This window comes from Stutzerimonas urumqiensis (assembly GCF_003640395.1).
GTDB classification, from domain to species: domain Bacteria; phylum Pseudomonadota; class Gammaproteobacteria; order Pseudomonadales; family Pseudomonadaceae; genus Stutzerimonas; species Stutzerimonas urumqiensis.
The window spans coordinates 19,210-32,877 of record NZ_RBZQ01000003.1 but is presented as its reverse complement, the minus strand read 5'-3'; the positions used below and the strand labels follow the sequence as shown (position 1 = coordinate 32,877).

Genomic DNA, 13,668 nt, shown 5'->3' with positions numbered 1-13,668 from the left:
GCACCTCAGGTCGTCATTCGACGCTGGAACAACTCGCGGAACACCGGGTAGATGTCTCCCGCCGAGACCAGTTGCTGCTGGGCGAAGGAGTCGGCGAAGGCTTCGCCCACCTGGTTGTATTCGTACCACAGCGCCTGATGTTCGCGCGGTGTGATCTCGACGTAGGTGAAGTACTGGACGAACGGCATGATCTGCTTGATCAGAATGTCGCGGCAGATGGGGGAGTCGTCGTTCCAGTTGTCGCCGTCGGACGCTTGCGCCGCGTAGATATTCCATTCGTTGATCGGGTAGCGCTCGGCCATGATTTCCTGCATCAGCTTCAGCGCGCTGGAGACGATGGTCCCGCCGGTCTCGCGGGAATAGAAGAACTCCTCCTCATCCACTTCCTTGGCGCTGGTGTGGTGGCGGATGAACACCACGTCGATCTTGTCGTAGTTCCGCTTGAGGAACAGGTACAGGAGGATGAAGAAGCGCTTGGCGATGTCCTTGGTGGCCTGGGTCATGGAGCCCGAGACGTCCATCAGGCAGAACATCACCGCCTTGGAGCTGGGATTCGGATGCTTGACCAGCAGGTTGTATTTCAGGTCGAAGGTGTCGAGGAAGGGCACGCGATTGATGCGCGCGCTGAGCCGTTCGATCTCTTGTTCGGCGGCCTGGATGTCGCCGAAGTTGTCCGGCTCCTCGGTGCGCAGGCGTGCCAGTTCGGCTTTGACTTCCTTGAGCCGCGTCCGGCTACTGCCGGAAAGCGCGATGCGCCGCGCATGGGCCGAGCGCAAGGTGCGCACGATGTTGACGCGCGAGGGGTTGCCCTCGTTGGAAATGCCGGCGCGAACGGTTTTGTAGGTGTCGGTCCCGGTGAGGTGGCGCTTGACCAGGTTCGGCAGTTCCAGATCTTCGAACATGAAGTCGAGGAACTCTTCCTGGGTGATCTGGAAGACGAAGTCGTCCATGCCTTCGCCGCTGTTGCTGGCTTTGCCGGCGCCCTGGCCGCCGCCACCGCCCTGCGGGCGAGGAATGCGGTCGCCCGCCGTGAAATCCTTGTTGCCGGGATGGACGATGGTCTGGCGACCGCCGCGGCCGTGGTGCAGCACCGGCTCGTCGATGTCCCGCCCGGGAATGCTGATCTGTTCCCCATGCTCCATGTCGGTGATGGAGCGCCGGCCGACCGCCTCCTCCACCGCCTTCTTGATGTGTTCGCGGTACCGTCGCAGGAAGCGCTGGCGGTTCACCGTGCTCTTGTTCTTGCCGTTCAGACGACGATCGATCACGTAGCTCATGCGAGCCCTCCGGGCTGGGGCTGAGAGCCGGAGGCTGGATGACGGCGTCGCATGGTCGTCCAGCCCCCGGTCTCAAGCCTCGAGCGGCTTCTTGATTACTGCGATTTCCGAACCCGCAGATACCACTCGGATAGCAGGCGGACCTGCTTCTCGGTGTAGCCGCGCTCGACCATTCGAGTGACGAAGTCGTTGTGCTTCTGCTGATCCTCCTTGCTGGCCTTGGCGTTGAAGCTGATGACCGGCAGCAGGTCCTCGGTGTTGGAGAACATCTTCTTCTCGATCACCGCGCGCAGCTTCTCGTACGACAGCCAGCTTGGGTTCTTGCCGTTGTTGTTGGCCCGCGCGCGCAGGACGAAGTTGACGATCTCGTTGCGGAAGTCCTTCGGGTTGCTGATGCCGGCCGGTTTCTCGATCTTTTCCAGTTCCTCGTTGAGCGCGGCCCGGTTGAGGATTTCGCCAGTCTCGGGGTCGCGATACTCCTGGTCCTGGATCCAGAAGTCGGCGTACAGCACGTAGCGGTCGAAGATGTTCTGGCCGTACTCGCTGTAGCTTTCGAGGTATGCGGTCTGGATTTCCTTGCCGATGAAGTCGACGTAGCGCGGCGCCAGGTATTCCTTGATGAAGCGAAGGTAGCGCTCGCGGGTTTCGGCCGGGAACTGCTCCTGCTCGATCTGCTGCTCCAGCACGTAGAGCAGGTGCACCGGGTTGGCGGCGACTTCGTGCGGGTCGAAGTTGAAGACCTTCGACAGGATCTTGAAGGCGAAACGGGTGGAGAGGCCGTTCATGCCCTCGTCGACGCCGGCGGTGTCGCGGTACTCCTGAATCGACTTGGCCTTGGGATCGGTGTCCTTCAGGTTTTCGCCGTCATAGACGCGCATCTTCGAATAGATGTTGGAGTTCTCCGGCTCCTTCAGGCGTGACAGCACCGAGAACTGCGCCAGCATCTTGAGCGTGTCCGGCGCGCAATGGGCGTGGGACAGCGAGCTGTTGGTCAGCAGTTTGTCGTAGATCTTGATCTCATCGCTCACGCGCAGGCAGTAGGGCACCTTGACGATGTAGATGCGGTCGATGAACGCCTCGTTGTTCTTGTTGTTGCGGAAGGTGTGCCACTCCGACTCGTTGGAGTGCGCCAGGATGATGCCGCTGTAGGGGATCGCGCCCAGGCCTTCGGTGCTGTTGTAGTTGCCTTCCTGCGTGGCGGTCAGCAACGGATGCAACACCTTGATCGGCGCCTTGAACATCTCGACAAATTCCATCAGGCCCTGGTTGGCCCGGCACAGCGCGCCGGAGTAGCTGTAGGCGTCCGGGTCGTTCTGCGGGAATTCCTCGAGCTTGCGGATATCGACCTTGCCGACCAGGGCGGAGATGTCCTGGTTGTTCTCGTCGCCGGGCTCGGTCTTGGCCACGGCGATCTGGTTGAGGATCGAGGGATACAGCTTGACCACGCGGAACTGGCTGATGTCGCCGCCGAACTCCTGCAGGCGCTTGGTGGCCCAGGGCGACATGATCGAGTTGAGGTAGCGACTGGGGATGCCGTAGTCCTCCTCGAGGATCTGCGCATCCTCGGCCGGGTTGAACAGGCCAAGGGGCGATTCGTACACCGGCGAGCCCTTGATGGCGTAGAAGGGCACCTTCTCGATGAGCTGCTTGAGTTTCTCGGCCAGCGATGACTTGCCGCCGCCCACCGGCCCCAGGAGGTAGAGGATCTGCTTCTTCTCTTCGAGCCCCTGCGCGGCGTGCCGGAAATAGGACACTATCTGCTCGATGCAGTCTTCCATGCCGTGGAAGTCGGCGAACGCCGGGTACCGTCGGATCACCTTGTTGGCGAAGATGCGCGACAGCCGTGGATCGGTCGCTGTGTCGATCATCTGCGGTTCGCCGATCGCCATCAGCATCCGCTCGGCCGCGGAGGCGTAGGTGGTCGGGTCCTGTTTGCATAGATCGAGATACTCCTGGAGCGAATACTCCTCCTGGCGGGTCGCTTCGAATCGTTGTTGGAAGTGGCTGAAAATGCTCATGACTTCACCTCGTCGATGCACAGGGGCAGGTGTGGTCACCAGGCATTCTGGAGCGGGCCGTAGCGGCCAGTGGAGTTCCCCCGAACGCCTAATGGTCGAAACCTTAGGCCTAAAACCAGCGGACTGGCTTCTCTTTTTGGATGGCCTTGTCTGAAGGATAGTTCGCTTTCGGGGAGGTCAAGCGGGAGAGCTACGAAGCGGCGACGGGAGGAAGCGGAACGTTGGCGCGACGGCCCGCCGCGCGCCGCCTGGGGAGGTATTCGGCAAGCGAAAGAAAATGTTTCAGTGGTCCGGCGCGGCCTGTACGAGTGCTGGATAGCGTGACCGCCATTCCTCGAAGCCGCCGTCCAGGCTGTACACCTCGGCAAAGCCCCGGTGAGCCAGGTAGGCGGCGGCGCTCTGGCTGGAATGGCCGTGATAGCAGGTGACGATCAGCGGCTGGTCGAAGTCGGCCGCCGCGATGAAGTCTGGCAGCGAGTGGTTGTCCAGGTGGGAGGATCCTGCGATGTGGGCGGTGGCATAGCTCTGCGGGTCGCGGACATCGACCACCACGGCGCCGTTCGAGATCAGCGCCTGGGCGGCGTCGGGGGAGATGCGCTTGAATTCGCTCATCGAGATATGTCCTTGCAGTCCTGGCGGTGGGTTTCACCGGTATCGAGGTTCATCAGTGTCATGCAGTTGCCCCAGACGCAACCGGTGTCCAGGGCATGTACGCCTGGTTCGTCGCAGCGACCTTCGAGCGCGGCCCAATGGCCGAACACGATGGTGCGGCCGCGCATCTTGCGCTCGGGGTGGCTGAACCAAGGGGCGAAGCCCGGCGGCGCCGATGCGAGGCCCTCCTTCGTTTCGAGATCGAGGGTGCCATCGGCGGTGCAGAACCGCATCCGGGTGAAGTAGTTGGTGATCACCCGCAGGCGCGTCACGCCTTGCAACTCACGGCTCCACTTCGCTGGCTGGTTGCCGTACATCCCGTCCAGAAAAGGCAATAGTCGCGCGTCATCGGTCAGCGCCTCCTGCACTTCGGCGGCCCGGCGCAACGCCTTGGCCAGGCCCCAGGGCGGTGGGACGCCGGCATGCACCAGGGTGATGTCGCGCTGCGGATCGTGGTGAAGCAGCTTCTGCCGGCGCAGCCAGTCGATGAGGTCGGCACGATCAGGTGCATCGAGGATGGCCTTGAGGGTGTCTGCCTTCTTCAGACGCTCGATGTTGTGGGCGACGGCGATCAAATGCAGGTCGTGATTGCCGAGCACGGTAAGCCCGGAGCTTCCGAGATCCCGCGCGAAGCGCAGCGCCTCCAGCGATTGCGGCCCGCGATTGACCAGGTCGCCGGCCAGCCAGAGGCAGTCGCGCGAGGGGCTGAAGTCGACCTGTGCGAGCAGTGCCTTGAGCGGATCGAGGCAGCCTTGCAGGTCACCGACGGCGTAGAGGGTCATGGGTGCGGTTCACCTCCTGGCTGGTGATCAATGCAGTACGCCTGGCACCGCCAGGCGGAACGGCGCGATTGGCGCGTCGAATGCGTGACCATCGGTCGCGACCATCCGGTAGCTGCCCTGCATGTTGCCCACTTCGGTCGCCATCAGCGTGCCGCTGGTGTAGACGTGCCGCTGGCCCGGCGCGATCAGCGGTTGCTCGCCGACGACGCCGTCGCCCCGCACTTCCTGAACCTGGCCATCGCCGTCGGTGATGATCCAATGGCGAGAAAGCAGCTGCGCGGCGAGCTCACCGTTGTTCTCGATGGTTACGGTGTAGGCAAAGGCATAGCGGTTTTGTTCCGGCCGCGACTGTGCCGGCAGGTATTGCGGCGAGACCGTGACATCGATCCGGTAGCGGTTATCGCTCATCGCGGGCTCCTTCGGGTGTGCGGCTGGCCAGCTGGTCGGCCAACCGGACGAACGCGGCGAGGTCGAGCTGTTCGGGGCGCAGGCTGCCGTCGACGCCGGCCGATTCGATGGCCGTGGCATCGAGCAGGCCCTTGAGCGTATTGCGCAAGGTCTTGCGCCGCTGATTGAACGCCTCTCGCACAACGCGCTCGAGCTGGCGTACATCCTGCGCGGGATGAGGTAGCTGCGCATGCGGCACCAGCCGCACGATCGCCGAGTCGACCTTGGGCGCCGGGTTGAACGCGCCGGGTCCGACGTTGAACAGGTGCTCAACGCGGCAGTGGTACTGCACCATGATCGACAGCCGGCCCCAGTCGCCCCCGCCCGGCTGAGCCGCCAGCCGCTCGACGACTTCCTTTTGCAGCATGAAGTGCATGTCATGGATGCGTTCGGCGTGGGAAAGCAAGTGGAAGATCAGCGGCGTCGAGATGTTGTAGGGCAGGTTGCCGACTACTCGCAGGCTGCGAGGACGGTCGCTCAGGCGGGCGAAGTCGAACTTCAGCGCGTCACCCTGATGCAGCGACCAGCTTTCGCGATCGCCGAAACGCTCACGTAGCAGCGGTACGAGGTCCAGGTCCAGTTCGATGACATCCAGTTTCGCACCGCTGTCGAGCAGCCCTTCGGTCAGTGCGCCTTGCCCGGGGCCGATCTCGACCAGGTGCTCCCCGGCCTTCGGGTGGATGGCGCGCAGAATGCGATGGATCACCCCCGCATCGTGCAGGAAGTTCTGGCCGAATCGCTTGCGGGCGCGGTGCTGGTAGGTATCGCTCATCACGGCTCCGATCTGTCCCGCAGGCAAGCGGGAAAAGGGCTGGATTCTAGCAGGCGCTCCAGAGGAACGGAGGATGGTGCAACAGGATGCGGCGCGCGCGAACCACGACCGGCGGTCAGCGCGCCTTGCTGTCCGCCATCAGGTAGGCGGTCTGCAAGGCGACTCGCAGACTGCCGTCATCGATGTTGCCGGTCGCCGCGAGGTCGAGCGCGGTGCCATGATCGACCGAGGTGCGGATGATCGGCAGGCCGAGCGTGACATTCACCGCCGCGCCAAAACCCTTGTGCTTGAGCACCGGAAGGCCCTGGTCGTGGTACATGGCCAGCACGGCGTCGCACTGGGCAAGGTGCTTGGGTGTGAACAAGGTGTCGGCCGGCAGCGGGCCGACCAGGTCGATCCCTTCGCTACGAAGCTGCACGAGCGCCGGTTCGATGACCTCGATCTCCTCACGCCCCAGGTGCCCGCCTTCGCCAGCGTGCGGGTTGAGGCCGCAGACGAGGATGCGTGGACGCTCGATGCCGAACTTGCCGACCAGATCGGCATGCAGGATGCGTGCGACGCGCTTGAGGCGATCGCCCGTGACGGCCGCCGCGACATCCTTCAGCGGAAGGTGGGTCGTAACCAGCGCGACCCGCAGATCGCCGGTCGCCAGCATCATCACCACCTGCTCGGTGGCGGTGAGCTCGGCGAGGAACTCGGTATGGCCGGAAAACGGCACGCCCGCTTCGTTGATCACGCCCTTGTGGACGGGCGCGGTGACCATGGCATCGAAGTCACCGTCCAGGCAGCCTTTGCCGGCGCGCGTCAGGGTTTCGATCACGTAGGCCGCGTTGGCGGTGTCGAGCTGCCCGGGCACGGCCGGGCGGGTCAGGGGGGTGTTCCAGACGAAAAGGGCGCCGGCATCGGCTGGCTGGCGGGGCCAGTTACCCGGCCCGACCGGAACGATCGACACGGGAAGCTGCAAGGCGCGGGCGCGCGCTTGCAGCATCTGTATGTCGGCGATCGCGATCAGGATGTGGGGCTGCGCCTCACGCGCCAGCATGAGGCACAGATCCGGGCCTATGCCGGCCGGCTCGCCAGGCGTCAGCGCGATGCGCCGAAGGGCGGTCGCGCTCAGAGCTTGATCTCCACGTAGGCTTCGTCGCGAATCTCGCGAAGCCAGGCCTGCAGCTCTTCCTCATAGCGACGGTTGCGCAGAGCGGCTTGCGCCTGCTGCTCGCGGACCTCTTCGCTGGCATCGGTCGCGCGGCGTCCGAGTACCTCGAGGATGTGCCAGCCATAAGGCGTCTGGAACGGCTGGGACAGCTCGCCGGCAGCGGTTTCGGCCATCACGGCGCGGAATTCGGGGACCAGCGCTTCGGGATCGATCCAGTCGAGGTCGCCGCCATTGAGCGCCGAGCCCGGGTCTTCCGAGAAATTGCGGGCCAGCGTGGCGAAATCTTCGCCCGCAACGATTCGCTCGCGCAGGCGCTCGACCAGCTTGCGGCTCTCTTCGTCGGTGCGAATGGCGCTGGGCTTGATAAGGATGTGGCGGACATGCACCTCGTTGCGGACCTGTTCGCCCCCGCCGCGCTTGTCGAGCACCTTCACCAGGATGTAGCCCGGCGGGGTGCGGATGGGCTCGGTCACTTCGCCGACGCTCATCTCGCTGACCAGACTATCGAAGGGAGGCGGTAGCTGAGCGGCCTTGCGCCATCCCATCTCGCCGCCTTCCAGGGCGTTCTCGCTCGCCGAGCGCGATGCCGCGAGCTGAGCGAAATCGGCACCGTTCTGCAACTGACGGTAGGTGTCCTGAGCCAGCTGCTCGGCCTTGTCGATCTCCTCCGAGCCAGCGCTCTCCGGCACCGGGATCAGGATGTTGGCCAGCCGGTATTCCTCGGCCAGCTGCAGTTGGCCCAGGTCGGAGGCGAGGAAGTTCTCCACCTCCTGCTTGGAGACCTGGATGCGGTCGGCGATGCGCCGCTGGCGCACCCGGCTGATGATCATTTCGCGGCGGATCTGCTCGCGCGCTTCCTCATAGCCCAGGCCGTCCTGTGCCAGCGCCTGGCGAAACTGCTCCAGGCTCATCCCGTTGCGCTGGGCGATGGTCTCCACCGCCTGGTTCAGCTCTTCGTCGCTGATGCGGATACCCGACCGTTCTCCGATCTGCAATTGCAGGTTTTCCAGGATCAGTCGATCCAGCACCTGCTGCTGCAGCACGTCCGAGGGCGGCGCTTCGGCGCCGCGCTTGGCGAACGTCTGCCGAACCTCTTCGACGCGTTGTTGGAGCTGGCTCTGCATGATCACGTCGTTGTCGACGATCGCCACGACGCGATCGAGGGGTTCGACGGCGGCCCAGGCGGAGCTGGCGCAGGCGCCGAAAAGCGTCGCCGCGCACAGCAGCAGCGGACGCAGGTGGTTAGAAAGCTTGGTCTTCACGTTCACGGTAACCCTGGATTCCTTTGTCGAGGAAAGACTCGGTACTGCTGCCGAATACGTTGCCCAGGCCCTTGAGGACGATTTGCAGGAAGATGCCGCGATCCGGCTCGTCGTTCAGGCTCGGGTTGAGGCTGGCCTCTTCGTAGTCCACCCAGTAGCGATTGATCAGGCGCAGCTTCCAGCAGCAACTGTCGTACTCGAAACCACCGAAGGCTTCGAGGGTGCGGTTGCGGCTGTAGTCGTACTGCCAGCGCGCGATGACGCTCCACTGCGGCAGAATCGGCCAGATCGTGGAGAAGTCGTGCTGTTGGATCTTGTAGTAGTCCTGGATGTACGTAGTGCTCGGATCGTTGTCGGTGGCGTATTCGGGGCGTCCGAAGTCGCCGCCATAGACCCATTCGCCGCTGGCCTGGTCGAAGCGAATGGTGTCGTTGCGATAGCGATAGCCGAGGTTGATGACCTTGTTGGGGTTGTCCGCTGGCTGGTAGTGGAACATCGCGCTGCCCGAACGGGTCCGGCCTTCGTCCGGGTCCCAGTTGAACGTCGAGGTGAAGCGCCAGTCCTGGTTGTAGCGGTACTGGTATTCCAGGGCGTAGGGCGATACGTCGGACGTCGCATCGGCACGGTCTGCCGACAGGCCTGGCAACTGGACTTCGCGATCCTTGAAGTAATAGATCTGGCCAAGGCTGATGCGCTGGCGTTCAAAGCCGTTCGGCTCGATCCAGCGGCTGGTGACGCCGAGCGAAACCTGGTTGGCATCGCCGATGCGATCGGGGCCGCTGAAGCGGTTCTCACGCCACAGCGAGGAGTAACCGAAGCTGTATTCGCCGGTGTCGAACACCGGGATCTCGGACTGATCTTCCTCCGGTACGTAGAGATAGAACAGGCGAGGTTCGAGCGTCTGACGATACGGGTTGCCGAACCATTGGGTGTCGCGGTCGAAATACAGGCCGCTGTCGACGCTGACGATCGGCAGGCTGCGGTCGGGATTGTCCTCGAAGCCCGTCACCTGGCTGCGCCCGATCGAATCGAGCTCCAGGTCGTACTGCGTGTAGGCGTACTTGACGGAGGGCTCGAAGAAGCCCCAAGACCAGTCCATTGGCAGGCTCACGCCTGGCTTGAGGTGCAGGCGCGTGCCGTTGGCACGGGTCAGTCCGCGCAGCCGGGCGTCATACCAGAGTTCGGGGTCGCCGTTCTCGTTGATGAAGTTTCCTTCGCGCAGGTCGCGATCGAAGCGGACCAGTTCGCTGGCGTAGGTGAACTGCAAACCGCCAGCGTCGTAGGGCAGGGTTCCGTTGAGAGTCAGTTGCGGCAGCCGGTCATAGGGCGTGACGTCCAGCACCGTTGCGCGCTCGTAGGCGTGCAGGTTGAGCGCGGCGGTATAGCTTTGGCCGCGATAGGTCAGCGTGCCGCGCTGATCGAGATGGTCCGGTTGGTCGATGCCGAGGCCGGTATCGAGATCCTGGAAGTAATAGGGATCGCTGATGTCGGTGTAGTCGATCTCGGCCAGCAGGCGTTCGTCGAGTCCGCTGCGGTGCTGCCAGCTGTACATCCAGCGGGTGTCTTCGTATTCGGACTGGAGCTCGCGCTCGTCATCGCTGTCCTTCAGATACGCCGCACCGACCTGGCCTTCGCTGCCGCGGGTGAGGTAACGGAACTCCCCCTCCATCAGCAGGCCGCGATCGCTCATGTATTGCGGGTAGAGCGTTGCGTCGAAGTTGGGCGCGAGGTTGAAGTAATAGGGCGTCAGCAGCGTCAGGCCGGTGTCGCTGGAGGTGCCGATGCTCGGCGCGAGGAAGCCGGACTGGCGACGGTCGTCGATGGGGAAATACAGGTACGGCGTATAGAACACCGGAATGTCTTTCACCCGCAGGGTTACATTGGTCGCAGAGCCGAAGCCGGTGTTGGGGTTCAGCGTGACGTTGTTGCCCTTGAGCGACCAGGCGTTGTTGCCGGGCTCGCAGCGGGTATAGGTGCCGTCCTTGAGGCGGATGACAGCGGTCTCTTCGCGCTTGACGTATTTCGCGGAGCCACGCACTTCGGCCTCGTGCATCACGTACTCGGCGTTATCGATCTGCGCCTCGCCGGTATCGAGCATCAGCTCCGCACGGTCGCCCACGACAAGGGTGCCGCGATCGCGCAGGCGGACATCGCCAATCAGCTCGCCACGATTCTCCAGCTGGTGCAGGGTCGCTTCGTCCGCCTCGACCTGGATGCTGCCCTGTCGCAGAACCACATCCCCGGCCAGCGTCGCGGTCTCGGTCGCCTGCTCGTACCGGGATGCCTTGGCCGATACATAGGTCGGTGCCTCGCTCAGCGGCGTGTCGTCGAGCCGGCCGGGACGCGGCGGTTCGATGTAGGTGCCGGCGCAGTAAGGACCGATTTCGGCGAGCTGGGCGGCGCTCAGTTGATCGCGCGGTACCCAGTCGAGATAGCTGTAGTCCTGCCCGCGGCTGGCGGCGACTGGCTTCGTGCCCCGTTCCGTGACGGCTTGTGGCTTGGTCGTCGGAGCCTGTGCCGGCGTCGTCTCGACGGGGCGGGGGGGGAGGTTGGCGCGACCGTCCATAGGTGCGCATGCCCAGCCGCCGGAGGGACCGGCCTGGCAATCGAACTGCTCGGCAGCGGAGACGGTCAGCGCCGTCATCGGCTGAAGAACGAAGAGGCTGCCAGTGACCAGGAGAGGGAATTTTCTGCGAAACGCGGGGAATTTGACTGCCATCTTGTTTATTAGTCCGGGCTTCCTGCGAGCCGACGGCCGGCTGGCCACAGGCCTCTCGATGGGCTGAAAAAGATGCTGGATAATAAAGCATGACCCCGTTAACGGCTAGCGCCGTGGAGACCGCTCGATGACCCAAACCGACTCCCGTTTGCAGGAGGCCAGCGCCTGGCTCGATGACATGCTGCCGCTGGTTTTTTCCAGAGAGGGCTGGGGCGACGTGCCCGCGGGCACACTGACGCCAGCCAGCAGCGACGCGAGCTTTCGTCGGTATTTTCGCTGGGAAGGCGCGGGCCGGTCGTTGATTCTGATGGACGCGCCGCCGCCGCAAGAGAACTGTCGTCCGTTCGTCGAGGTGGCCGCACTCCTGGCCAGCGCCGGCGTGAATGTGCCCCGCATCCACGAGCAGGATCTGGACCGCGGCTTTCTGCTGCTGTCCGATCTGGGGCGACGCACCTACCTGGACGTCATCGATGCGAGCAATGCCGATGCGCTGTTCGCCGATGCGATCGATAGCCTGATTCGCTTTCAGCGGTTGCCCGTGGAGGGGCTGGCGCTGCCCGTCTATGACCGCGCGCTGCTGATGCGCGAACTGGCGCTGTTCCCCGAGTGGTATGTCGAGCGGCACCTCGGTCGGTCGCTGGACGCCGCCCAGCGCGCCGCCTGGGATGAGGTCTGCGAGCTGTTGGTCGCTTCGGCGCTCGACCAGCCGCAGGTGGTGGTCCACCGCGATTACATGCCGCGCAACCTGATGGCCAGCGATCCGAATCCAGGGGTCCTGGACTTCCAGGATGCGGTGCTCGGCCCGGTGAGCTACGACGCGACCAGCCTGTTCAAGGATGCCTTTCTCAGCTGGCCCGAAGAGCAGGCCCAGCAATGGCTGCGGACCTACTGGGAGGGCGCGCGCCAGGCGGGCATCGCTGTGCCCGAGCGTTTCGAGGACTTCCAGCGTGCCAGCGACCTGATGGGCGCGCAGCGCCACCTGAAGGTGATCGGCATCTTCGCGCGCATTTGCCATCGCGATGGCAAGCCCCGCTATCTCGCCGACGTGCCGCGCTTCTTCGCCTACTTGCAAGGGGCGCTCGCGCGACGGCCGGAGCTGCACGCGCTGGGTTCACTTCTGAACAGCCTGGGTGTGGAGATCGAAGCGTGAAGGCCATGATCCTGGCTGCGGGCAAGGGCGAACGGATGCGCCCGCTGACCTTGCACACGCCCAAGCCGCTCATTCCTGTCGCCGGCATGCCATTGATCGAGCATCACCTGCGATCGCTGGGCCGGGCAGGCTTCACCGAGGTCATCATCAATCACGCCTGGCTCGGGCAGCAGATCGAGGACTATCTGGGCGACGGTGCCCGGTTCGGCCTCTCGATCCGCTATTCGGCCGAAGGCGAGCCGCTGGAAACCGGAGGCGGCATTTTCAACGCGCTGCCGCTGATCGGCGCGGCGCCCTTTCTGGTGATCAATGGCGACATCTGGACCGATTTCGATCCGGCGGTGCTGCGCCGTCCGCTCGATGGCCTGGCACATCTGGTACTGGTCGATAATCCGCCCCATCACCCTCAAGGCGATTTCTCCCTGAATCAGGGACAGGTGTCGCTCGACGGCGATTCGGCGCTCACCTACAGCGGTATCGCCGTGCTGCATTCGGCACTGTTCGAGGGCTATGAGCCGGGCGCCTTCAAGCTGGCGCCGCTGCTGCGCAAGGCGATCGCGCGGGGCCAGGTGAGTGGCGAGCATCATTCAGGCGCGTGGGTCGATGTCGGGACGCCCGAGCGTCTCGCACAGGCCGAGCGTCTTGCCGAGGCGCGTCGCTGAATGTTCTGGCCGATGACGGTGCTCGGCGCGATTGCTGGCTGGTTGCTTGCCAGCGTGCCAGGGGGCTTGCTGGGGGCATTGATCGGCCAGGTACTGGACCGACGCTTCGGCCTCGACTCGCTGGCGAGCCTGCGCGCCCGTGTCCGGGGCGAAGGGAGCCTGGCGGACGATGCCTTGCTGTTTTTCCTCCTCGGCCGACTGGCCAAGAGCGGGGGTCGGGTGAGCGAGGCGCATATTCGGGCTGCCCGGGATGAGATGCGTCGCCTGGGCCTGTCATCCGAAACCCAGCGCAGCTGCATCGAGGCCTTTTATCGCGGCAAGGCGAGCGACGGCGAAGGGCTGCGCAAGGCGCTCATGCCGTTGCGGGAGCGGGAGGAAGCCGCCCGACGCTGGCTCCAGGCCTGCTGGCGCATGGCGCGGGCAGGCGGCACGCTGGATTCGCGCGCGCATGAGCTGATCCTGTTGTGGGGGCGCTGGATGGGCTGGGATGCCGTGGCCGTCGCGGCGCTCGATCCGGGCGCGCGGTCAGCGGCGTCGGCCCCCGCTGCACGTGGCAGTGCGTACCGTGAAGCGCTTGCGCTGCTGGGCGTGCGGGACGACAGCGAACCTGCGGCCATCAAGCGAGCCTACCGGCGCCTGCTCAGCCGGCACCATCCCGACAAGCTCGCCGGGCGCGGCGCAACGCCTGCCGAGATCAGGGAGGCGACGGATCGGACGCGTGAGCTGCAAAAAGCCTATGCCCTGATCCGCGAGCGACGCGGTTTTCGTTGAC

At 64.4% G+C, this 13,668-nt stretch carries 12 protein-coding genes; 3 read left to right on the top strand and 9 right to left on the bottom strand.

The window, feature by feature from the left end:
• Positions 1-5: 5 nt before the first annotated feature.
• From D7325_RS06185 to D7325_RS06145, 9 genes are all read right to left on the bottom strand, one after another.
• Positions 6-1,277, bottom strand: a complete 1,272-nt coding sequence (locus tag D7325_RS06185) for a YeaH/YhbH family protein (protein WP_120994683.1) — start codon at positions 1,275-1,277, stop codon at positions 6-8.
• 95 nt (positions 1,278-1,372) lie between these two features.
• Positions 1,373-3,295 (bottom strand): PrkA family serine protein kinase, encoded by a 1,923-nt coding sequence (locus D7325_RS06180; RefSeq protein ID WP_120994682.1) that lies wholly within the window; start codon positions 3,293-3,295, stop codon positions 1,373-1,375.
• Between the two features lie 282 nt (positions 3,296-3,577).
• Positions 3,578-3,907, bottom strand: coding sequence for a thiosulfate sulfurtransferase GlpE (gene glpE / locus D7325_RS06175; RefSeq protein ID WP_120994681.1), 330 nt, complete (start codon positions 3,905-3,907; stop codon positions 3,578-3,580).
• Positions 3,904-4,728 carry a symmetrical bis(5'-nucleosyl)-tetraphosphatase gene (locus D7325_RS06170; RefSeq protein ID WP_120994680.1) on the bottom strand — a complete coding sequence of 275 codons (825 nt, stop codon included), beginning with the start codon at positions 4,726-4,728 and terminating at the stop codon, positions 3,904-3,906. The genes glpE and D7325_RS06170 overlap by 4 nt, the downstream gene beginning before the upstream one ends.
• Positions 4,729-4,755: 27 nt before the next feature.
• Positions 4,756-5,136, bottom strand: coding sequence for a Co2+/Mg2+ efflux protein ApaG (gene apaG / locus D7325_RS06165; RefSeq protein WP_120994679.1), 381 nt, complete (start codon positions 5,134-5,136; stop codon positions 4,756-4,758).
• Complete coding sequence (gene rsmA / locus D7325_RS06160; protein ID WP_120994678.1) at positions 5,126-5,947, bottom strand: 16S rRNA (adenine(1518)-N(6)/adenine(1519)-N(6))-dimethyltransferase RsmA; 822 nt, start codon at positions 5,945-5,947, stop codon at positions 5,126-5,128. Before rsmA ends, apaG begins: the two co-directional genes overlap by 11 nt.
• A gap of 115 nt (positions 5,948-6,062) precedes the next feature.
• On the bottom strand, positions 6,063-7,064 hold the full coding sequence (pdxA, locus tag D7325_RS06155) for a 4-hydroxythreonine-4-phosphate dehydrogenase PdxA (RefSeq protein ID WP_120994677.1): 1,002 nt from the start codon (positions 7,062-7,064) through the stop codon (positions 6,063-6,065).
• A complete protein-coding gene (locus tag D7325_RS06150) occupies positions 7,061-8,365 on the bottom strand; it encodes a peptidylprolyl isomerase (protein WP_120995099.1) in 1,305 nt (434 codons plus the stop codon). The genes pdxA and D7325_RS06150 overlap by 4 nt, the downstream gene beginning before the upstream one ends.
• Positions 8,346-11,084 (bottom strand): LPS-assembly protein LptD, encoded by a 2,739-nt coding sequence (locus D7325_RS06145; protein ID WP_120994676.1) that lies wholly within the window; start codon positions 11,082-11,084, stop codon positions 8,346-8,348. The genes D7325_RS06150 and D7325_RS06145 overlap by 20 nt, the downstream gene beginning before the upstream one ends.
• Positions 11,085-11,211: 127 nt before the next feature.
• On the opposite strand from D7325_RS06145, the gene D7325_RS06140 reads away from it, so the two are divergent.
• The 3 genes from D7325_RS06140 to D7325_RS06130 are packed head-to-tail and all read left to right on the top strand — an operon-like array spanning position 11,212 to position 13,667.
• Positions 11,212-12,234 carry an aminoglycoside phosphotransferase family protein gene (locus tag D7325_RS06140; protein WP_120994675.1) on the top strand — a complete coding sequence of 341 codons (1,023 nt, stop codon included), beginning with the start codon at positions 11,212-11,214 and terminating at the stop codon, positions 12,232-12,234.
• On the top strand, positions 12,231-12,896 hold the full coding sequence (murU, locus tag D7325_RS06135; protein WP_120994674.1) for an N-acetylmuramate alpha-1-phosphate uridylyltransferase MurU: 666 nt from the start codon (positions 12,231-12,233) through the stop codon (positions 12,894-12,896). Before D7325_RS06140 ends, murU begins: the two co-directional genes overlap by 4 nt.
• Positions 12,897-13,667, top strand: coding sequence for a DnaJ domain-containing protein (locus tag D7325_RS06130; RefSeq protein ID WP_120994673.1), 771 nt, complete (start codon positions 12,897-12,899; stop codon positions 13,665-13,667). It abuts the gene before it with no gap.
• Position 13,668 lies beyond the last annotated feature (1 nt).